At 43.6% G+C, this 20,082-nt stretch carries 20 protein-coding genes; 11 read left to right on the top strand and 9 right to left on the bottom strand.

Annotated features, from left to right (window positions below; translation table 11 throughout):
* Positions 1-145 precede the first annotated feature (145 nt).
* The 4 genes from DBX26_RS04910 (at position 146) to DBX26_RS04925 (ending at position 3,277) form a co-directional block, all read left to right on the top strand.
* Complete coding sequence (locus DBX26_RS04910; RefSeq protein ID WP_014231302.1) at positions 146-916, top strand: ABC transporter ATP-binding protein; 771 nt, start codon at positions 146-148, stop codon at positions 914-916.
* 84 nt (positions 917-1,000) lie between these two features.
* Positions 1,001-1,771, top strand: coding sequence for an ABC transporter substrate-binding protein (locus tag DBX26_RS04915; protein WP_014231303.1), 771 nt, complete (start codon positions 1,001-1,003; stop codon positions 1,769-1,771).
* Between the two features lie 81 nt (positions 1,772-1,852).
* On the top strand, positions 1,853-2,593 hold the full coding sequence (locus tag DBX26_RS04920; RefSeq protein ID WP_065302145.1) for an ABC transporter permease: 741 nt from the start codon (positions 1,853-1,855) through the stop codon (positions 2,591-2,593).
* Positions 2,594-2,596: 3 nt separating this feature from the next.
* Positions 2,597-3,277 carry an ABC transporter permease gene (locus tag DBX26_RS04925; protein WP_014231305.1) on the top strand — a complete coding sequence of 227 codons (681 nt, stop codon included), beginning with the start codon at positions 2,597-2,599 and terminating at the stop codon, positions 3,275-3,277.
* 65 nt (positions 3,278-3,342) lie between these two features.
* On the opposite strand, the gene xthA is transcribed toward DBX26_RS04925, so the two are convergent.
* The gene (gene xthA, locus DBX26_RS04930) at positions 3,343-4,149 is read right to left on the bottom strand and encodes an exodeoxyribonuclease III (protein WP_020332858.1); all 807 of its coding nucleotides are present in this window, start codon (positions 4,147-4,149) and stop codon (positions 3,343-3,345) included.
* Positions 4,150-4,428: 279 nt separating this feature from the next.
* Positions 4,429-5,322 (bottom strand): LysR family transcriptional regulator, encoded by an 894-nt coding sequence (locus tag DBX26_RS04935; RefSeq protein ID WP_118118054.1) that lies wholly within the window; start codon positions 5,320-5,322, stop codon positions 4,429-4,431.
* 127 nt (positions 5,323-5,449) lie between these two features.
* Between DBX26_RS04935 and DBX26_RS04940 the strand changes: the two genes are divergently transcribed.
* Together DBX26_RS04940 and DBX26_RS04945 are read left to right on the top strand one after the other, a co-directional pair.
* On the top strand, positions 5,450-5,878 hold the full coding sequence (locus tag DBX26_RS04940) for a CidA/LrgA family protein (RefSeq protein WP_118118056.1): 429 nt from the start codon (positions 5,450-5,452) through the stop codon (positions 5,876-5,878).
* A 2-nt stretch (positions 5,879-5,880) separates the two neighbouring features.
* A complete protein-coding gene (locus tag DBX26_RS04945; RefSeq protein WP_020332862.1) occupies positions 5,881-6,576 on the top strand; it encodes an LrgB family protein in 696 nt (231 codons plus the stop codon).
* Positions 6,577-6,640: 64 nt separating this feature from the next.
* Here the strand turns inward: DBX26_RS04945 and rsmS are convergent, their stop codons facing one another.
* The 4 genes from rsmS to dinG are packed head-to-tail and all read right to left on the bottom strand — an operon-like array spanning position 6,641 to position 10,225.
* Positions 6,641-6,808, bottom strand: coding sequence for a pleiotropic regulatory protein RsmS (rsmS, locus tag DBX26_RS04950; RefSeq protein WP_118118058.1), 168 nt, complete (start codon positions 6,806-6,808; stop codon positions 6,641-6,643).
* Complete coding sequence (locus DBX26_RS04955) at positions 6,808-7,353, bottom strand: primosomal replication protein (RefSeq protein ID WP_118118060.1); 546 nt, start codon at positions 7,351-7,353, stop codon at positions 6,808-6,810. The genes rsmS and DBX26_RS04955 overlap by 1 nt, the downstream gene beginning before the upstream one ends.
* Positions 7,350-8,135, bottom strand: coding sequence for a TSUP family transporter (locus tag DBX26_RS04960; protein ID WP_020332864.1), 786 nt, complete (start codon positions 8,133-8,135; stop codon positions 7,350-7,352). The genes DBX26_RS04955 and DBX26_RS04960 overlap by 4 nt, the downstream gene beginning before the upstream one ends.
* 14 nt (positions 8,136-8,149) lie before the next feature.
* The gene (dinG, locus tag DBX26_RS04965) at positions 8,150-10,225 is read right to left on the bottom strand and encodes an ATP-dependent DNA helicase DinG (RefSeq protein ID WP_118118061.1); all 2,076 of its coding nucleotides are present in this window, start codon (positions 10,223-10,225) and stop codon (positions 8,150-8,152) included.
* Between the two features lie 516 nt (positions 10,226-10,741).
* On the opposite strand from dinG, the gene DBX26_RS04970 reads away from it, so the two are divergent.
* Together DBX26_RS04970 and DBX26_RS04975 are read left to right on the top strand one after the other, a co-directional pair.
* Positions 10,742-11,719 carry a porin gene (locus DBX26_RS04970; RefSeq protein WP_118118063.1) on the top strand — a complete coding sequence of 326 codons (978 nt, stop codon included), beginning with the start codon at positions 10,742-10,744 and terminating at the stop codon, positions 11,717-11,719.
* A gap of 270 nt (positions 11,720-11,989) precedes the next feature.
* Positions 11,990-12,607, top strand: coding sequence for a DUF2057 family protein (locus DBX26_RS04975; protein WP_118118064.1), 618 nt, complete (start codon positions 11,990-11,992; stop codon positions 12,605-12,607).
* 97 nt (positions 12,608-12,704) lie between these two features.
* Here DBX26_RS04975 and DBX26_RS04980 read toward each other — a convergent pair whose 3' ends face one another.
* Positions 12,705-13,406 carry a pseudouridine synthase gene (locus DBX26_RS04980; RefSeq protein WP_118118066.1) on the bottom strand — a complete coding sequence of 234 codons (702 nt, stop codon included), beginning with the start codon at positions 13,404-13,406 and terminating at the stop codon, positions 12,705-12,707.
* 310 nt (positions 13,407-13,716) lie between these two features.
* Here DBX26_RS04980 and DBX26_RS04985 point away from each other — a divergent pair, with 310 nt between their 5' ends.
* The gene (locus DBX26_RS04985; protein WP_014231318.1) at positions 13,717-15,942 is read left to right on the top strand and encodes an NADP-dependent isocitrate dehydrogenase; all 2,226 of its coding nucleotides are present in this window, start codon (positions 13,717-13,719) and stop codon (positions 15,940-15,942) included.
* Positions 15,943-16,086: 144 nt separating this feature from the next.
* Here the strand turns inward: DBX26_RS04985 and cspD are convergent, their stop codons facing one another.
* Positions 16,087-16,305: a cold shock domain-containing protein CspD gene (gene cspD, locus DBX26_RS04990; protein WP_014231319.1), complete on the bottom strand. Its 219-nt coding sequence runs from the start codon at positions 16,303-16,305 to the stop codon at positions 16,087-16,089.
* A gap of 739 nt (positions 16,306-17,044) precedes the next feature.
* Between cspD and clpS the strand changes: the two genes are divergently transcribed.
* Positions 17,045-17,365, top strand: coding sequence for an ATP-dependent Clp protease adapter ClpS (gene clpS, locus DBX26_RS04995; RefSeq protein WP_014231320.1), 321 nt, complete (start codon positions 17,045-17,047; stop codon positions 17,363-17,365).
* Between the two features lie 48 nt (positions 17,366-17,413).
* Entirely contained in the window at positions 17,414-19,684 is a 2,271-nt protein-coding gene (gene clpA, locus DBX26_RS05000; RefSeq protein WP_014231321.1) for an ATP-dependent Clp protease ATP-binding subunit ClpA, read from the top strand.
* A gap of 164 nt (positions 19,685-19,848) precedes the next feature.
* Here the strand turns inward: clpA and infA are convergent, their stop codons facing one another.
* Positions 19,849-20,067: a translation initiation factor IF-1 gene (gene infA, locus DBX26_RS05005; protein WP_006075347.1), complete on the bottom strand. Its 219-nt coding sequence runs from the start codon at positions 20,065-20,067 to the stop codon at positions 19,849-19,851.
* Between the last annotated feature and the right edge of the window lie 15 nt (positions 20,068-20,082).

The raw sequence follows: 20,082 nt of genomic DNA on the forward strand, positions 1-20,082 counted from the left end.
ATATTAACTTGATTATCCTATCTAACTATTCGGTTTATTTAGGTTAATCATTTGTTGCAACTTTCAAGCCGGGGTGCTAATTTGTTCCGAAATAGATAGGGCGGAGTCCCTTACAGCAGTGAAAAAAACACAGGGAGTAAAGCGCATGACTGATGTACCAGCGCTAGATATAAAAGACCTGCACAAAACGTTTGGACAAAACGAAGTACTTAAGGGGATTTCTCTTTCTGCACACAAAGGGGATGTTATCTCTATCATTGGCTCTTCCGGTTCCGGTAAGAGTACTTTTCTCAGATGTATCAACTTATTAGAGACACCAACCGCTGGTGAGATTTGGGTTAACGGTGAGCTTATTCAAATGAAGAATAACCGAGCTGGTGAATCTGTTCCCGCGAATGAAAAGCAAGTTCAGCGAATTCGTTCTCGTCTAGCGATGGTATTCCAGGGTTTTAACCTATGGTCTCATCTTACTGTTCTAGAAAATGTCATTGAAGCACCCGTTCACGTATTGGGTGTGCCTAAAGCTCAAGCTATTGAAAACGCAGAGGTACTGCTTAAGAAAGTAGGTCTGTATGAGCGTAAGGATTACTACCCAGGACATTTATCTGGTGGTCAGCAGCAACGTGCCGCGATTGCTCGTGCGCTAGCCGTTGATCCAGAAGTCATGTTGTTTGATGAGCCGACATCAGCGCTTGACCCAGAATTAGTAGGCGAAGTGTTAGGGGTAATGAGAGATTTGGCAGAAGAAGGTCGTACGATGTTGGTAGTGACGCACGAAATGGCGTTTGCTCGTGATGTATCGAACCACGTCATGTTCCTTCACCAAGGACTGGTTGAAGAGCAGGGTGATCCCGCCAAGTTGTTTACCAATCCAGATTCACCTCGCTTACAACAGTTTATCTCATCGATTTATTAAGAGATCTTTGGGAGGCAGTTTTTTGCCTCCTATGTAAACACAACATACAAAATTAAATAAAATGGAAATCACAGGAGTACGGAAATGAAAAAGTGGTTATTAGCAGCAACGCTTGCTGCAACGGCTGTATCTGGCGCCGTTCAAGCGAAAGAATGGAAAACCGTTCGCTTTGGTGTTGAAGGTGCATACCCTCCGTTTAGCTGGACTGAAACTGATGGCTCTCTAAAAGGCTTTGACGTTGACATGGCAAATGCACTTTGTGAAGAAATGCAAGTGAAGTGTCAAATCGTTGCTCAAGACTGGGATGGCATCATTCCTTCTCTACTGGCGCGCAAATACGACGCAATCATTGCGGCAATGTCGATTACAGAAGAGCGCAAGAAGAAAGTTGATTTCACCGGCAAATACGCACTTATTCCAAACAAATTTATTGCGAAGAAAGGCGCTGATCTAGACTTTGACAAACTAGACGGTAAGAAAATCGCGGTACAGCGTGCAACTACACACGATAAATACCTGACTGACAACTACGGTGACAAAGTTGAGATCGTCCGTTACGGCTCATTTGATGAAGCTTATCTTGATCTTGCTAACGGTCGTGTAGCTGCTGTTCTAGGTGACGCTTCTGCTCTAGAAGAAGGCGTTCTTAACAAAGCTGGTGGCGATGCGTATGAGTTTGTTGGCCCATCTTTAACTGATCCTAAATGGTTTGGTGAAGGCTTTGGTATCGCGGTTCGCAAGCAAGACAAAGATTTAACGCAAAAACTAGACGCAGCGATTCTGTCACTACGTGAGAAAGGTGTTTACCAACAACTTGCTGGTAAATACTTCAACTACGATGTGTACGGCGAATAAGTCGTAATTAAGCGACCGTTGGCCTGTTCCTAGAAGTAGTCAACGGTCGATTTTTTGAGTTTAGGGATTAGGAACTCACCTATGCTGGATTTACAAGGATACGAAGCTTCCATCTTTACAGGAGCTTTAGTAACTATTGAAGTTGCAGTGCTTTCTCTGCTGCTTGCAGTGATATTGGGCATGCTTGGTGCTTTAGCCAAGTTATCACCTTACAAATGGGCAAGAGCGATTGCCACTCTCTACACCACCATTATTCGTGGTATCCCAGATCTGGTTCTGATGATGCTGATTTTCTTTGGTGGACAAATACTTTTGAATAACAGCCTTTATTCTATCAATGAAACGCTAAATGAGTGGTTTGCATCAAGTGATCCTAACCATGAGTGGACGTCATATCTGCCAGATTACATCGACGTGAGCCCATTTATTGCTGGTGTACTGACCATTGGCTTTATCTTTGGCGCATACATGGCAGAAACGTTCCGTGGTGCGATCATGGCCGTAGACAGAGGTGAGCTAGAGGCGGCGAAAGCTTATGGTATGAACGCTGTTTTATCATTCAGAAGAATTCTTTTGCCTCAGATGATTCGCCATGCTTTACCTGGCTTTGGTAATAACTGGTTGGTTCTGCTTAAAACTACGGCGCTGGTCTCTATCATCGGTCTGGATGATATGGTGAGAATGAGTTCTCTAGCCGCTGGCTCGACGAAAATGCCATTTACGTTTTACATGGCCGTCGCGATCATCTTTCTATTCTTTACCAGTGTTTCTACAGGTTTGCTTAAACTTGTTGAACGCAAGTTCAGTATTCACGCGAGGTAAGTTATGGACTTTTCACTGATTATTGAAAGCTTCCCGATTTATCTAAGTGGACTTTGGACAACGGTATGGCTTGTGGGCATTTCGCTTATCATTGGGCTGAGTGTGTCTATCCCAATGGCGATAGCAAGAAACAGTAAAAACTACGCGTTAAGCATGCCAGCATGGGCGTTTATCTACTTTTTCCGTGGGACACCGTTACTGGTTCAGCTATACCTCATTTATTACGGTATGGACCAGTTCTTCCCGGTCAAAGATACCCTTTGGGAAAACGCTTGGTTTTGTGCACTGGTTGCTTTTGTATTGAATACTTCAGCTTACACGGCGGAGATTATCCGAGGCGCAATTAATGGCTTACCAAAAGGCGAAGTAGAAGCGGCTAAAGCGTATGGAATGAGTAAATTTAAGACTTACCGTCGTATCATTTTACCGAGTGCATTACGAAGAGCTTTACCAGTATATTCAAACGAGGTGATCTTCATGCTGCACGGTAGTGCGGTAGCGGGCATTGTAACCATCATGGATCTAACCGGCGCAGCTCGTTTGGTTAACTCACGTTACTACGCTCCATTTGAATCGTTCTTAACGGCGGGTTTATTCTATATGTCGCTGACGTTTATCATCCTGTGGTGTTTTAAACAGGCAGAAAAGCGATTGCTAGCCTATTCTCGACCACTAAGCCAATAAGACCAATGGCAGCAACAAATAAAAAGAGCGCATCAATGCGCTCTTTTTATTTAGGTGAGAAAGGACTACTTGAACGTTGACCAGATAGGGGCGTGGTCAGATGGTTTTTCAATCCCACGCAGTTCATAGTCGATACCTGATTCGATACATTTCTGTGCCAGTGAAGGCGTCGCTAAAATCACATCGATTCGTAGACCACGGTTATCATCAAAACCGCGAGAACGGTAATCAAACCACGAAAAACGGTCATTCACTTCTGGGTACAGTTTACGGAAAGTATCTTCAAAGCCCCAGTCTAATAAAATTTTCAGCCATTCACGCTCTTCTGGCTGGAACGAACATTTGCCCGTTTTTAGCCAGCGTTTGCGATTTGGCTCGCCAATGCCGATGTCGTCATCAATTGGGCTGATGTTGATGTCGCCCATAACAATTAATTGTTCATCGTTACTATGATGATCATTCAAATACGTCATTAGGTCTTTGTAGAACTGGCGCTTATACGGAAATTTGGTTTCGTGGCTGATATTGTCCCCTTGAGGGAAGTAGCCGTTAAGTACCGTTACCTTTTCACCATTTTCGTCTTCAAAGGTCGCCATGATCATGCGCTTTTGATGTTCCTCGTTATCGGTCGGAAAACCTTTCTGCACACTGATAGGTTCTTGCTTACAAAGCATCGCAACACCGTAGTGCGCCTTTTGACCATGAAAATACACTTTGTAACCCATGGCTTCGACATCTGCTATTGGAAACGCTTCATCGTGGACTTTGATTTCCTGAAGCCCAATAACGTCAGGCTGGTGTTTGTCGATGAGCGCCTGGAGCTGATGCAGTCTTGCACGGAGTCCATTGATGTTAAAGCTGATTACTTTCATATACTTTTGAACCTATTGTTATCCCTTGTAATGCCTTTTGGCTAAAGGGTTTTTGAAAACTAATAAAGTGTATTTTGATGGATGATGGCGAGGTTTGTTGAGTAACGCCGCCACTTTGTCGCCATTTTTATCGCTATACTTTGAGGCCGCTGATCGGGTTGAAATTGACTACCGACGAAAGGTGATCTGGCGTAAACCATCGTTTGTTCAATTTTGACATGACCTAGTGCCGCTTTCAAATCGAGGATATTACCGCCATTACGCATGAAAGCCCTTGCTTTAGGCTATGCATGGCTCCTTTCCACTTTCCTGACAAAGTTTAATCCATGCCTCTGCAGCTTTAGAGATATATCTCTCTTGATTCCAAACCACGCCAAGTTGCCAATTGATGGAGGGCTGAATAGGTATTATCAGCAGATCTTCGTCAAGAATACGATTACATAAAGGTTGGGGAAGAAAGGTCACACCAACTCCACTTTTCACGAGAGCAACGAGAAAGTCCCACTGGCTACTACGGGCTGAAATTTGCGGAGAATACCCTGCTTGTTGGCATTGGCTCAGAATGTAATCACTCAAAGTAAATTCTTCTGTGTAGATATAGAAAGGTTCCTCTTTTAGCTCTTCCCATGAGATCGAGCTTTTTTCTGACCAAGAAGTTGTGTCAGGTAAAATGGCATGAATGAGATATTCATCAAGGACAAGGTTTGTTAAGCAATCACTATTCTGAGTCGCTAACATGGTGATTGCAACATCAAGATCGCCTTCGATAAGTGCCTGCTCAATCCTCCTGCCTCCGTATTCGACGATCGTTAGTTCTACATTCGGGTAGAGTTGTTTATATTGGCGAATTAATCCAGCGTACAGGGGACCAACCATAGGAGGGATGCCTAAGCGAAGATGACCTCGTTCTAATTTGTTGAGATCAATGAGTTCGGAGTTTAATTGTGCCATTGTCTCTAATATTTGTTTTGCCCGAAGATATACGATTTCTCCTGCATCAGTGAGCCAGAACTTTCTCCCCTCACGATGTATAAGTGGTTGTGCAACAGACTGTTCGAGACTTTGTATCATTTTGCTGATTGTTGGCTGGGTCACGTATAAATTTTCTGAAGCCCGGGTGAAACTTTTTTGATCAATGAGTTCGACAAAATAACGAAGTGATTTAATGTCCATGCTTTGCTCAATTTAGCCATTAGAAAACTATTCCATTTTGGCATGCTTTTGATAATAAAAATTCACTATATGACTATTTTTGTTCTGGATATAATGTGATCAAAATCTCAGAATGGAGTGAGAAGTCATGAAGGTATTTACTGGTGGATTGCTTACCTTGCTGCAAATTGGCTTGTTATCTGCGATATGGGTGATTGCCGAGTATTTGGTTAAACAGTTTAATTTTCCGGTGCCAGCTAATTTGGCTGGGATGTTGATATTACTGTTGTGTCTGTTTCTTGGTGTGATCAAAGCAAGCTGGTTACGTAAAGGTGCAACTTGGCTGTTAGCTGAAATGCTATTGTTCTTTGTGCCAGCTGTAGTTGCCGTGGTGAAATACCAATCACTGATGGAAACGGAAGGATTACGAATATTTGTTGTATTACTGATTAGTACAGTTTTAGTTTTGGGAATTACGGCTGCGGTTGTTGATCGTGTTTATCGTTTTGAGTTGCAGTTGTCCCGGAGAAAAAGCAACAGACACTACCAAAAACTGACAAAACATACGGAGCATTAACTATGTTCGAAACAGATTTTGGATTGGGTATATTGTGTTTATTGATGACGGTTGTTTTTTATTATTTGAGCAAAATACTTTATCAGCGTAAAAAAACGATTTTTTTGATGCCTTTGTTGCTGGCGCCCTTGTTGCTGATTGTGGTCGTGTTCGCTTTTCATATTCCTTATCAATCTTATATGTCAGAGTCTCATTGGCTGTTGTGGATGCTTGGCCCTGCCACGGTTGCTTTTGCTATTCCTGTGTATGACAACCGTCGTCTTATTCAACGGCATTGGTTATCCATGTCAATTGGTGTTCTTACGTCCATTTTTGTAGCCATAGGAAGCTCTGTTTTGTTGGCCAAAATCTTTGGCCTATCAGCGATTTTGCAGAAAAGCTTAGCAATGCGTTCTATTACGACGCCTTTTGCGGTTGAAGCGAGTAAATTGATCGGTGGTCAAGAAGATTTAACGGCATTATTTGTCGTGATGACTGGTGTCATAGGAATGGCTGTTGGAGAAGTAATTCTTACCGTTTTATCCATTCGTTCTCGCTTGGGTAAGGGGTCAAGTCTGGGAGCTTCTGCTCACGGAGCGGGTACTGCAAAAGCCTATCAACTGGGAAGTTCTGAAGGGGTCATATCCAGCGTTGCGATGATGCTCGCTGGTATGATTACTGTGTTATTGGCACCAGTTATTGGCCATCTTTTATGGTAAACAAGGTTTTTCAGTTTGTATCTATTGTAGAAACAAACTGAAAACGAAACCTGAAGAAGAGAAGCTACTGTTTTTCTTTTAATTTGTTCTCTAAATCTACTTGTACGATTTTCAACGCACTTAACGCAACTTCAGGGTCAACTTCGTTTGATTCGAGTAAGTAGATGAGGTCGACGGCCAGTTTTACATCATCTGGTGCATCGTCAAGAGGAGAGGTTGGTTGGTCAGACATTACTGATGTTTTTCCCTGTGAGTGATTTGGTTTTCGAGCTTAACTAACGCCGCTTCGCAGCGTTCCAGCCGTTGTTCTGTAGCGAGTAAAACCTTCTGCGCTTCTGCGCTCATGAAACTCGGAGCTGTTGCTACTGCTCTCTCTTTTTCAAGGACCATTTCTCGTAAACGACGAGCCCACTCTTGATGCTGAGCAAGCTCTTGATACAGAACATTGATCGGTTTTCGAAAATGGCTGCTGTGCTTGATTTCGTTTTTACGGATTTTGGTTGTTGAGATTTCTCGCTGGATGGCAGCAATCTGTGCGACCAAACGTTCAGTAAGATATTCAGCGCGCAGGGTGGTTAACTTGCCATCGTTCTGCTCTCGAACGATGGCACCCAGTGTCGACTTGGCTTCTTTGACACAAGGTGTGAGTGATCGAGAACGACAGCTAAACAGACGTTCATCAAAAAGCGGCACATGATGTTCGCCTCTTTGACGATCAAGCATGGCTGCTTGTTTTGCCATCTGCTCTAAATGTGCTGAAAGTTGATCGATGTTCATGTTAACCCTACAAACCAAGCATCATAGGCCAATTTAATAGCAAGTATGCTCACCACGGTAACGAATACCGGGCGAATGAATTTAGCGCCAAAGTGAATCGCAGAATGAGCGCCGACAAAAGCACCTGCCATTAAGCATAGCCCCATAGTTAAGCCTAGCACCCAGTTGATATGCCCCAATACTGCAAAAGTAATGAGGGAAGTAAAGTTACTGGTAAAGTTCATTGCTTTTGCCAGGCCAGATGCAAGTAGGATATTCAGTCGGTAGAGTGCCATTGAGCTCACCGTCCAGAATGCCCCCGTGCCAGGACCTGCCAGCCCATCGTAGAAGCCAAGTGAAAAGCCTTGTGCATATTGCTTTTTATGTAGTCGAGGACACGGCTCTGGTATTGGACTTTGGTGTGTCGTTTTCGGCGTTTTATGGAAAACGGTATATAGAGCAGCTGCCAAGATGATCAGCGGCAATACTTTCTCTAACCACTCGGTACTGATAGCGTCGACAAACAGCGTACCAACGGTTGCTCCTATTAGCGTGGCAACGAAGGCTCTTCCCCAGCATCTTGGGCGGAATAAACGCTTTTTGTAGTAAGTGAAAGCCGCCGTCGAAGAGGCAAACGTCGCGGCGAGTTTGTTTGTTCCCAGAGCGATGTGTGGAGGAAGCCCCAAAGATAACAACGTTGGGACGGTTAGCATACCACCACCACCAGCAACGGCATCGATGAATCCAGCAACAAAAGCGACAAGCGCCAACACCAGCAACATGCCTGGCTCAATCATTTCCATAAATGGTTTTTCTTCTAATATTCTATTTTACGTTTAAATGGCGGCAGCGAGTCGATTAACGCTTGCCCATATCTCTTTGTGACAAGGCGTCTATCTAGAATGGTTACTCTACCAGAATCGCGCTCTTTTCGCAGTAACCGACCAACGCCTTGGATCAGCTTTTTACTCGCATCTGGTACAGTGATCTGCATAAATGGATTTCCGCCTTTCTTTTCGATGTATTCGGAATGAGCCTGTTCTACAGGAGAAGTCGGAACACCAAATGGTATCTTGGTAATGACCAGGTTTTCGAGAAGCTCACCCGGTAAATCAAGTCCTTCAGAAAAGCTTCCGGTACCAAATAGAACACTGGTTTTATTTGTTTCTATTAGCTTTTTATGTTTTTTTAGAATTTCTTGGCGCGAGCTTTCACCTTGTACTTGCAACGCCCAGCCTCGCTTAACAAAGTCTGTAGACAAGGCCTCGGCGACTTGGTTCATTTGCCAGTAAGAAGAGAATAATACTAAGTTGGCTTTATTGTCTTCTAAGTACTTAGGCAATATCTCAATAAGATATTCGGTAAACTGAGGTGCAGGCGGTTCATATTTCATCGCTGGAATAAGTAACTCGGCCTGGTTCTGATAATCAAATGGTGAAGCTAACGCTAAAAACTGAGTGCCAGATTCTGGTTTGCCATCAATGCCAGCTTGATGACAAAAGTAATGGAACGAATTGAGGGCTCTAATCGTTGCCGATACTAATACCGCACCAATACAGCGACTCCAAATTTGTTGGTCAAGCTGCCAGCCGATTTCCAACGGGGAAACGCTGACGATGAAGTCTCCTTCACGATCTGGGTGTTTTTGTAACCATCTCGCCAGAGGCGCGCCTTTTTCACGTGTCGGTTCAGCCATCAGGTGCCAGACTTGAGCGAGGTTTTCCAAACGTTGGATATAAAACCCCAGCTCCGCAAGCGCAGGTTCGGCTAACCTGGTCGAAAGTTCCCCATCTTTTACACGCTCAGCGATAAGATCGGCGATTTTTGCGACACTTTGATTGGCTTTCTTACTCGCTTGTTTGAGATCTTTTGATTGATTTTCCAACCACGTCGGCAGCTCTCCATGTTCAAAGCGATAAATGTCTTGGTCAAAGTGGGCAGGGTCAAACTGCTTTGCCAACTGGCTAAGCTCAGGTATCAAGGTTTGCACGGATTCCTGTAAATCATTCCTAAACCGAGATACGCGTTTTTCATCCGCTAGCGCGGAAAACTTGCTGATCGATTGATTGAGCTTTTCTAACCACGCGGCAGCACCCTTCAAACTCGCTGATGCAGACGCATGATCGCGCGCGACATGCGGTAAGTGATGCGCTTCGTCGAAGACATAAATGGTGTTTTCGGGCTCTGGCAAAATCACGCCACCACCTAAGTCGGCATCAGCCATTACTAGAGAATGGTTTGCAATGATGACGTCGTTTTTATCTAACTCTGAGCGAGCCTTTTGAAAAGGACAACCACGATGTCCTGGCAAGCTGTTATTGCAACTGTGCTTATCACTGACAATAAGCTGCCACAGCTGGTCATCAATAGGTTTTGGCCACGAGTCACGATCCCCGTCCCATTTGCCTTGAGCTAGAGAGCGATACATCGTCTCCAACAGCTCAATATCTTTTTTCTTAGGCTTGGTTTCGAACATTGCTAATTGGCCGCCATCGACCCCGCTCGCCGTAGCAAGTTTTTCTGCACAACAATAACGTTGCCTACCTTTTGCCAGAATAAAAGAAAACTCTTTATCCGTTAGTCGGCGGTATAAAGGTAAATCCTTGTTAATAAGCTGCTCTTGTAGCGCGACAGTGGCAGTAGATATCACCACTTTGCGATTGTTGTGAACGGCGACTGGAATGGCTGCCATCAGGTAGGAGAGAGACTTACCTATACCAGTCCCTGCTTCTGCGACCAGCATGCGGTTAGATTTATGATATTGGCCACAAAGTGTTTTTGCTATTTCAGCAACGAGATAGTTTTGCGCTCTTCTAGGAACAAAGTTATCAAGCTGAGCTTGTAAGTTCTGGTAGCTATGGCGAATCGATTTTTGAATGTTACTGGTCAGCATACGGGCCTCAAATGCGTTGGAGGCGAATAGTAGCACACATCACTAGCTGTAAAGTAGTTCACAAAATGGAATGCTTTTGTTCGGAATATGGATCTTCTTCACAAAAAAAGATTGAACCTAATCTAAATGAAATCGAGTTCATTAGTATTTATATATAAAATCCTCTATTTTATAAAAATTAAAGAATAAAAATCTAATTTAGTGGTTATTTATTAATCCGAACGTGGTGTTTATATTTGTAATTAATGGTTGTGTAATTGTAAAAAAATCAAGTTTATTGTTTAGATGTTAATCTAAAAAATGATATGTAAAATATCAACTTGTTGTTAAATAAGATCTTTTTTGTTTTTTTACATTCGAGTTTAGAAAATTTGACAGGCAGAACAATCTTTTGCACTCTAGGTTCAGATTTTGGGAAAGCATTGCGTAACAACCAGTTAACGCTAGCGCTCAAAAAAATAAAAAAAGGGAATTCGGAAAGGATATCCCAAACTAAGAAAAGGCAGTGGATTAATTATGAAAAAGACTCTTTTAGCATTAGCAGTTGCAACTGTATCTACTTCTGCACTTGCAGCAGGTAGCATCTACGATGACGGTACGACTTCATTCAACCTAAAAGGCGAGATTGATACTTACCTAAGCACTCGTAAAAACGAAGTTAACGGTAACGAAGTTGCTAAAAACGATCTAGACGTTGACGTATGGGCTAAAGTTCAAGTTGATGCTACACATAAACTAAACGACGATGTTACATTCTTCGGCTCATTCGAAGTAGAAAACAACGGCGGTTTTGGTTACGACGATAGCGAAGAAACCGACGTTGTAACTGATGACCTATACTTCGGCGCTTACATCGGTGAAAACTTTGGCATCGCTGCTGGTGAAGTTGGTGACTTCGGTGACTCTCTAGATGCAGTTACTATTGATAACACCAACGAAGGTTACGGCTACATGGATGACTTCGTTAGTTACCTTGAGTCTAAGCCTCACGCAGTTTCAATGAAGTACACAACGGGTGGTCTAAAGTTAATTGCTGATACTTACTTATCTGACGATGAAGATGAAGATGCTGCATACGGTGTATCTGCTCAGTACGCATTCAACGACATGTTCACTGCAGGTGCAACTTACCAAGATCAAGGTAACCGTGGCCATGGTGATGATCACCAAATCATGGGTGTAGCAGCACGTATGAGCATCGCTAACTTCGGCGCGGCAGTGAACTACATTTCTGAAGACATCGATGGTGCTGATGATCTAGAAACAATTTCAGCAGCTCTTGATTACCAAATCGACAAAGCACGTCTATACACTTCATTCGGCTTTACAGACGCTGATGGCGATGACGACTTTAACTACTACACGCTAGGTGCTGACTACGCATTCTCAAGCAATGTTCTAGCATTCGCGGAATACTCTGCTGCTGAGCTAAATGTTTCTGACGTTAAAGACGAAGATGAACTAGTTCTAGTAGGTGTATACTACACTTTCTAAGTTTAGTGTTTGTCTAAACTGATACTATAAAGGTCGCATTTATGCGGCCTTTTTCTTTTACTCAATTCTAATACTCTGTCTTGTAACATGTATTTGAGTACAATTTCGAGTCTGCAATAGCTGGTAGGGAGTTTGTACCGAGTGTTTTTGCTGTTATTCTCACAAGGATATAATAGTAGTGCCCTCGTTTTGCTAGTTTGCGTACGGGCAGTATTTAGGGTTGAACATTAATCCAACGACTTGACGTTAATGATTTTAAAGGTTTTAAAAATGAATCTGAATATTTGGACTACAGCATTCGCACTTTCGGTTGTTGCAACAACGGCGAGTGCTGAGAATGAAACACTAACAACATTTCAAGCTGAACAAGGCGTTGAAGTACTGTTTGTAAACAGTACTGATGCGGATGATTTGACGTCACCATTTAAGCTACCTGCAGGTAGTAACCAATTGGTAATCCGAGTTGACAAAGCCATTGGCCGTGGCGATAAACGCACTCAAATTAAATCTGCGCCTTACATTCTCAATTTAGAGGTTGGTGCTGGGTCGCTTTATATTGACTCTCCGAGCTTTAAAGATGCTCGTGACGCAGAAAAACTCTTCTCAAATGAGCAGTTAGATTGGAACGTAACACTGAATGATCAAGCCATTGATTATACGCAATACAAAATGCCAGGTAACAAAGGTATGTTCCCTTATGCGAATCTTGATCAACAGCTAGCGAAATACAATCTTGCTAATGGCGTACAGGTTACTAATGCGACAATAGCAGAGACATCTGTTAGTCGTAGCGTAGACAGTCCTGAGCTCAATCAAGCAAAAAATGTTTATCTACAGCTGTCAAATAGCGATCGCACTGCATTCCTTAAATGGTTATCTGAGGAATAAGTCTTTGTGAGGGGGGATAGGGTCCTCCCGCTCTTGTAATGTCGCTTGCTACCCTGACCGCTGTATTTATGTTTATTGCAGGCGATAATAACAGTCCTTATACCTCGACCTCTCGCCACTCCCCTGGCTGTAGATCGCCTAACTCGATATTCCCCATAGAAAAACGCACCAAACGCAGAGTAGGGAAGCCGATATGAGCGGTCATACGTCGCACTTGGCGATTCCTTCCCTCGATGATGGTTATCGCTAACCAGGTGGTAGGAATATTGGCACGGAAGCGCACGGGTGGCGTTCTTTCCCAGATCTCGGGCGCATCCATCACTTCAACTTTCGCTGGTAGCGTCATCCCGTCCTTCAGTTCTACCCCTTTACGCAGTTTATCAAGATCGGCTTCTTCTGGCGCACCATCGACTTGTACCCAGTACGTTTTAGGGGATTTAGATTTAGGCTGTGTTAGTTTTGCCTGCAAAATACCGTCGTTTGTGAGCACCATTAGGCCTTCACTATCACGATCTAATCGACCTGCGGCGTAGACATCTTTTACCGGAATGTAGTCAGCGAGTGTTTTACGTCCATCACCATCAGTAAATTGGCTAAGCGTGTCATAAGGTTTATTAAAGACAACCACTTTGCGGTCCTGTGGGTTGATGCGCGGTTTTTGACTTTGTGCTGCTCGGGTAGAGCGGCGCTTATTACTCGTTGTGGTACGGGGACGGTTAGACTTTTCAGAACGTTTAAAATGCCCCTCTTTAGATTGATGACTACGACGACCTTTTTCATAACCTGTGCGAGATGACATGTTAACTACCCTACAAAAATGTAAATGAACTGTGTTTGAAAGTTTCAACTTTTCTTATGATCGGATATCATTTGCGCGCCTAAATTTAATAAACGCGCACAGAATGATAGACTATTTCGTGTGAATTGTTTAATTATATCAGTGCACTCATGGATTCAGAGCCCAGCGCTTCAAACTATAACAAAGGGTGCACACCGCATGTTGCGTTATCGAGTTGAATCGTACTTCTCATAAGCGCAGTGCGTCAAAGAAACCAACTCAGAAATTGAGTTGATCAACCAACAAGTTGATTAAAATATAGGGAAATTTCATGCCTACAGAAAAGCCTACAATTATCTACACCATCACTGATGAAGCACCGGCGCTAGCAACTTATTCACTACTACCAATTATCCAATCGTTTACTGCATCGTCTGGCATCAATGTAGATACTCGTGATATTTCACTAGCAGGTCGAATTATCGCTAACTTCCCAGAGCATTTGAAAGAAGAACAACGTATTGGCGATGCGTTGACAGAGCTTGGTAATCTAGCTCAAACTCCAGAAGCGAACATCATTAAGCTGCCAAACATTTCTGCATCTATCCCACAGCTACGTGCGGCGATTAAAGAGCTTCAAAGCAAAGGATACGATCTTCCAAATTACCCAGATGAGCCAGCGACTTACGAAGAAGAAGCGATTAAAGCGGCTTACGACAAAATTAAGGGTAGTGCAGTAAACCCAGTTCTGCGTGAAGGTAACTCAGACCGTCGTGCTCCGCTTTCTGTTAAGAACTATGCGAAGAAAAACCCTCATTCAATGGGTGCATGGTCTGCGGATTCAAAATCACATGTCGCTAGCATGTCTGGTAATGACTTCTTTGGCAGTGAAAAATCGACTACCGTTTCAGGTGCGACAGACGTAAAAATCGAATTTGTTGGTGCTGACGGTTCGGTTAAAGAACTTAAAGCAGCATTCCCTCTATTAGACAAAGAAGTAATCGATTCTTCAGTAATGAAGAAAAAAGCACTGGTTGAATTCTTCGAAAAAGAAATTGCTGAAGCAAAAGCACAAGACGTATTGCTGTCTCTACACATGAAAGCGACCATGATGAAGGTTTCTGACCCTGTCATCTTCGGTCACGCTGTAAAAGTGTACTACAAAGACGTATTCGCTAAATACGGTAAGCTATTCGAAGAGCTTGGCGTTGATGTAAATAATGGTCTTGGTGACGTTTACGCAAAAATCGAATCACTACCAGCAGCACAAAAAGAAGAGATTGAAGCGGCAATTCAAGCGGTTTACCAAACTCAGCCTGAGCTAGCGATGGTTGATTCAGACCGTGGTATCACCAACCTTCACGTACCAAGCGACATCATCGTTGACGCGTCTATGCCAGCAATGCTTCGCTCTTCAGGTCAAATGTGGGGTCCTGACGGCAAGCAAAAAGATACGAAAGCACTGATTCCTGATCGTTGCTACGCAGGTATTTACCAAGCAGTAATTGATTTCTGTAAAGAGCATGGTGCATTTGATCCAACAACAATGGGCAGCGTACCAAACGTTGGTCTAATGGCTCAAAAAGCAGAAGAGTACGGTTCTCACGATAAGACGTTTATCCTAGATGCAGCAGGTACAGTACGTGTTGTTGATACAGCGGGTCAGGTTCTACTTGAGCAAGCTGTAGAAGAAGGCGACATCTTCCGTATGTGTCAGGTGAAAGATGCTCCAATCCAAGACTGGGTTAAGCTAGCGGTGACTCGTGCTCGCGCAACAGGCGTTCCTGCAGTGTTCTGGCTAGATGAAAACCGTGCACACGATGCAGAGCTTATCAAGAAGGTTAACGCATACCTACCTGATCATGATACTGACGGTTTAGAAATTAAGATTCTGTCACCAGTAGACGCATGTCTGTACTCACTAGAGCGTATCAAAGCAGGTCTGGATACAATTTCTGTTACAGGTAACGTACTACGCGACTACCTAACTGACTTGTTCCCAATTCTTGAGCTTGGTACGTCAGCTAAGATGCTATCAATCGTTCCACTGATGAATGGTGGTGGTCTGTTTGAAACTGGTGCTGGTGGTTCTGCTCCAAAGCACGTTCAGCAAGTTGAAAAAGAAAACCACCTTCGTTGGGACTCTCTTGGTGAGTTCCTAGCGCTAGCTGCATCTTTAGAGCACCTAAGCGTAGCTACAGGCAATGCGAAAGCACAAGTTCTGGCAGATACACTGGATAAAGCGACAGGTGAATTCCTGGATAACAACAAGTCACCATCACGTAAAGTAGGCGAGCTGGATAACCGCGGTAGTCACTACTACCTAGCATCATACTGGGCAAAAGCGTTGGCTGAGCAAACTGCGGATGCTGATCTGGCCGCTGAATTTGCACCGATTGCCAAAGCACTATCAGAGCAAGAAGAAGCGATTGTTGCCGAGTTGAACAACGCACAAGGCGTGAAAGGCGAGCTAGGTGGTTACTACCTACTTGATGACTCGTTAACGTCTAAACTAATGCGTCCAAGTGCAATCCTGAACTCAATTATCGATAAGTAATGTGAATCTGACACACCGTGCGCGGTGTGTCGTTCAGATAATAATAAACCCGCTGACTTGGCGGGTTTATTTTTCTCTGCGTAACGATAAACAGTGTTTTGATTTATGTTACGAGAGCAATGGTTTGTTTCTACAGCGCTCTAATTATTTCGCTTGGTCTTCAATCGGTACTACGCTGCTCGCGTGACAACCTTTTGGACCTTTTTCTATCTCGTATGAGACTTGTTGGCCTGCTTTCAGTGTACGATAACCGTCCATCTGGATAGTTGAGTAGTGGGCAAAGATATCTCCTTCTTCTTCGTCAGAACAGATAAACCCAAATCCTTTGGCATTGTTAAACCACTTTACTGTACCTGTAGCCATGCTTTTACATCCCTCATGCATTTTTTACTGATGTTGTTACTTTAATCAAGTTATACCTTTAACTTGAAACTACTATTAACTTTTAACGACTGCTAACAGAAGAATTTCTGTTCGTCCATCGCGTCAATGTGAATCCTCGACTCTGCGAGCCTTCGAAATAAAAAAGCTCCGCACAGATGATGATTTATGCATCAACACTTTCCACTGTAGTCAATCAGTCCACACAGTCAATAGCGTTTCGCAACAAACAGAAACATTATTGAAAACAAATCACTTTTGAGATTAACAATTTTGCAAACACTTTCCTGGCTGTACGTTGATGTTCAGATGTTTTAGCTGCTAAATGACAAGTTGAAAAATAGCCATACTATTTGTGTTTGTTATGTTAGTGAAATCCTCTGATTGAATAAAAAATGAAGATTTCGTGATAAATATCGCCTCAAAAATCGGGAAATGTGATCTAATACGGACTGTGCATTGGTATCGCAATCGCAACGTATAAGTAAGAAATCTTAGGGTTGATAGCGGCAATATTTTAAGTAAAAGATCACAGCGTATCGATAAGCATCTTTTATTTGCACCCCCGCAAGAGGTGCATTAGTCTCTATATAGGTAGTAACTTTTATCTATCAAAGTTCTATTTCGGTGTCACTTCTCACTACACCGCGCAGCATGCTTGTGGTAGATTGTTTTTATAGGTCGAAAACATCAACCCTTTGATACGATATCTTTAATTGCCATGAGTAAAAATTTTGAGTGGGTCACTCCAGACTCTGATCTTCTGGAGCGAGAAAGTACAAAAATTCAGCCACCTAAGCTGTATAACGTTGTACTCAACAATGATGACTATACACCTATGGATTTCGTCATAGAGGTACTTGAGCGATTCTTTTCTCATGATATAGATAGAGCGACTCAAATAATGCTCAAGGTACACTATGAAGGAAAGGCAGTTTGTGGGACGTACAGCGCAGAAATTGCCGAGACAAAAGTAGCGCAAGTTACGATGTACGCAAGGGAAAATGAACATCCGTTGCTTTGCACTATGGAGCAAGCGTAAAAAGAAGACTTGCTCGAACAACCCCAGTTGTTTTTTCGGGAGGTACTTATGCTAAACAAAGAACTAGAGTCAAGCCTTAACAGTGCATTTGCTCGTGCGCGCGACAAACGTCACGAGTTTATGACTGTCGAACACCTCCTACTTGCATTGTTGGAAAATGATGCAGCTAAGGAAGCCCTTCTAGCCTGCAAAGCGGATTTAGATGCTTTGCGTAATGAACTCGATATATTCATCGATCAAACTACGCCTCTCATCCCAGAAAGCGATGAGACGCGTGAAACTCAGCCGACTTTGAGCTTCCAACGCGTCCTACAACGTGCAGTTTTTCATGTTCAGTCGTCGGGTCGAAATGAAGTGACAGGGGCGAACGTACTTGTTGCTATTTTCAGCGAGCAAGAATCTCATGCTGCTTACCTTCTTAAGAAAAATGATATCTCTCGCTTAGACATCGTCAATTTTATCTCCCACGGCATTACCAAAGCGTCTGGCGCGAGTGAAGACCCATCATCACCAGATTCCTTCAGTTCAGAAAGCACGGATGATTCGAACTCAGAAGAGCGCCTGGAGAGTTTTGCTACCAACTTAAACCAGGTGGCTAAAGCGGGGAATATTGATCCACTAATCGGTCGAGACAAAGAGCTCGAGCGCACTATTCAAGTACTTTGTCGTCGCCGTAAAAACAACCCGTTGCTTGTCGGTGAAGCTGGCGTGGGTAAAACTGCGATTGCAGAAGGCCTGGCGTGGAGAATTGTTGAAGGGCAGGTTCCTGAAGTTATCGAAAACAGCGTAATCTACTCTTTGGACATTGGTTCTTTGCTTGCGGGTACTAAGTATCGCGGTGATTTTGAGAAACGTTTCAAAACCATTTTGAAACAGCTTGAGAAAGAAGAAGACGCCATTCTGTTTATCGATGAAATTCATACTATCATCGGTGCGGGCGCTGCGTCTGGCGGTCAAGTTGATGCGGCAAACTTAATTAAACCTCTGCTTAGCAGCGGCAAGCTTCGTTGTATCGGCTCAACAACGTACCAAGAGTACAGCAACATATTTGAGAAAGAGCGCGCACTCTCTCGTCGCTTCCAAAAAATCGATATTGTTGAGCCATCACTTGATGACACAACTAAGATTTTGATGGGTCTTAAGCCGAAGTACGAAGCGCACCACGAAGTTCGCTATACAAACAAAGCACTTCGTGCTGCTGTGGAATTATCGGCTAAGTACATTAATGAGCGTCATTTACCTGATAAAGCAATCGACGTTATTGATGAAGCTGGCGCATGCAGCCGCTTGGCTCCAGCAAGCCGACGTAAGAAAACCGTCGGTGTAGCAGACATTGAAGCAATGGTTGCGAAAATGGCTCGCATTCCAGAAAAATCGGTATCTTCTTCGGATAAAGATATTCTGAAGAATCTGGACCGCAAGATGAAAATGCTGGTGTTCGGACAAGACAATGCGATTGATGCATTATCAGAAGCCATCAAGCTTACCCGCGCAGGGTTGGGTGTAGACAATAAACCTGTCGGTTCATTCTTGTTTGCAGGCCCTACAGGTGTTGGTAAAACGGAAGTGACTGTTCAGCTATCTAAATTGCTTGGCATTGAGCTACTGCGTTTTGATATGTCTGAATACGGCGAACGTCACTCAGTGAGTCGTCTAATCGGTGCTCCACCAGGATATGTGGGTTACGACCAAGGTGGTTTGCTCACTGATGCGGTGATCAAACACCCGCACTCTGTGGTTCTGTTGGATGAGATCGAGAAAGCGCATCCAGATATCTTTAACTTGCTATTGCAAGTGATGGATAACGGCACCCTTACCGACAACAACGGTCGTAAAGCGGACTTCCGCAATGTGATTCTTGTCATGACGACCAACGCCGGTGTTGCGGAAACCGAGAAAAAATCGATAGGCTTGATTCAACAAGACAACAGCCATGACGCGATGGCGGAAATTAAGAAAGTATTTACTCCTGAATTCCGTAACCGCCTTGATAACATCATCTGGTTTAACAGCCTAGATGAGACGGTTATCCATCAAGTTGTCGATAAGTTTATCGTTGAGCTTCAAGTGCAGCTGGATGCTCGTGGTGTCTCGATGGAAGTCTCTCAAGACGCGCGCCACTGGTTGGCTCACAAGGGTTACGACAAAGCGATGGGTGCTCGTCCAATGGGCCGTGTTATCCAAGAGCAGCTTAAGAAACCTTTGGCGAACGAGCTTCTGTTCGGCTCTTTGGTTAACGGCGGTACCGTGAAGGTTTCACTCGTAAACGATGCTCTGGAATTTGAGTATTTGAGCGAGAAAGAAGCCGCAGTGCACTGATAAACTCTCGGTTCTATGAAACAAAAAAGGATGCGTTAGCATCCTTTTTTAATGAAACTCGGGCAACATGAATCATGCGCGATAGCTCTGCTTGTGATTTATCGACCACAAATAAAAAACGGAGCGTCAGGCTCCGTTTTTTATTTGCATCCGAAAATCAGAGATTAACGAGCACGGAAGACGATGCGGCCTTTAGTTAGGTCGTATGGAGTCATCTCTACAGTTACTTTGTCACCCGTAAGGATACGGATGTAGTTCTTACGCATTTTACCAGAGATATGCGCAGTCACAACGTGACCGTTTTCAAGTTCAACACGGAACATAGTGTTTGGTAGAGTGTCAAGGACAGTGCCTTGCATCTCAATTACGTCTTCTTTAGCCATTTAATCCTCTTTAGA

This window comes from Vibrio sp. dhg (assembly GCF_003443775.1).
GTDB lineage: Bacteria > Pseudomonadota > Gammaproteobacteria > Enterobacterales > Vibrionaceae > Vibrio > Vibrio natriegens.

What these genes read in the sequence shown, in the direction of transcription:
- DBX26_RS04910 (WP_014231302.1), top strand. Translation starts at nt 146, where the DNA reads ATGACTGATGTACCAGCGCTAGATATAAAAGACCTGCACAAAACGTTT.
- DBX26_RS04915 (WP_014231303.1), top strand. Translation starts at nt 1,001, where the DNA reads ATGAAAAAGTGGTTATTAGCAGCAACGCTTGCTGCAACGGCTGTATCT.
- DBX26_RS04920 (WP_065302145.1), top strand. Translation starts at nt 1,853, where the DNA reads ATGCTGGATTTACAAGGATACGAAGCTTCCATCTTTACAGGAGCTTTA.
- DBX26_RS04925 (WP_014231305.1), top strand. Translation starts at nt 2,597, where the DNA reads ATGGACTTTTCACTGATTATTGAAAGCTTCCCGATTTATCTAAGTGGA.
- xthA (WP_020332858.1), bottom strand. Translation starts at nt 4,149, where the DNA reads ATGAAAGTAATCAGCTTTAACATCAATGGACTCCGTGCAAGACTGCAT.
- DBX26_RS04935 (WP_118118054.1), bottom strand. Translation starts at nt 5,322, where the DNA reads ATGGACATTAAATCACTTCGTTATTTTGTCGAACTCATTGATCAAAAA.
- DBX26_RS04940 (WP_118118056.1), top strand. Translation starts at nt 5,450, where the DNA reads ATGAAGGTATTTACTGGTGGATTGCTTACCTTGCTGCAAATTGGCTTG.
- DBX26_RS04945 (WP_020332862.1), top strand. Translation starts at nt 5,881, where the DNA reads ATGTTCGAAACAGATTTTGGATTGGGTATATTGTGTTTATTGATGACG.
- rsmS (WP_118118058.1), bottom strand. Translation starts at nt 6,808, where the DNA reads ATGTCTGACCAACCAACCTCTCCTCTTGACGATGCACCAGATGATGTA.
- DBX26_RS04955 (WP_118118060.1), bottom strand. Translation starts at nt 7,353, where the DNA reads ATGAACATCGATCAACTTTCAGCACATTTAGAGCAGATGGCAAAACAA.
- DBX26_RS04960 (WP_020332864.1), bottom strand. Translation starts at nt 8,135, where the DNA reads ATGGAAATGATTGAGCCAGGCATGTTGCTGGTGTTGGCGCTTGTCGCT.
- dinG (WP_118118061.1), bottom strand. Translation starts at nt 10,225, where the DNA reads ATGCTGACCAGTAACATTCAAAAATCGATTCGCCATAGCTACCAGAAC.
- DBX26_RS04970 (WP_118118063.1), top strand. Translation starts at nt 10,742, where the DNA reads ATGAAAAAGACTCTTTTAGCATTAGCAGTTGCAACTGTATCTACTTCT.
- DBX26_RS04975 (WP_118118064.1), top strand. Translation starts at nt 11,990, where the DNA reads ATGAATCTGAATATTTGGACTACAGCATTCGCACTTTCGGTTGTTGCA.
- DBX26_RS04980 (WP_118118066.1), bottom strand. Translation starts at nt 13,406, where the DNA reads ATGTCATCTCGCACAGGTTATGAAAAAGGTCGTCGTAGTCATCAATCT.
- DBX26_RS04985 (WP_014231318.1), top strand. Translation starts at nt 13,717, where the DNA reads ATGCCTACAGAAAAGCCTACAATTATCTACACCATCACTGATGAAGCA.
- cspD (WP_014231319.1), bottom strand. Translation starts at nt 16,305, where the DNA reads ATGGCTACAGGTACAGTAAAGTGGTTTAACAATGCCAAAGGATTTGGG.
- clpS (WP_014231320.1), top strand. Translation starts at nt 17,045, where the DNA reads ATGAGTAAAAATTTTGAGTGGGTCACTCCAGACTCTGATCTTCTGGAG.
- clpA (WP_014231321.1), top strand. Translation starts at nt 17,414, where the DNA reads ATGCTAAACAAAGAACTAGAGTCAAGCCTTAACAGTGCATTTGCTCGT.
- infA (WP_006075347.1), bottom strand. Translation starts at nt 20,067, where the DNA reads ATGGCTAAAGAAGACGTAATTGAGATGCAAGGCACTGTCCTTGACACT.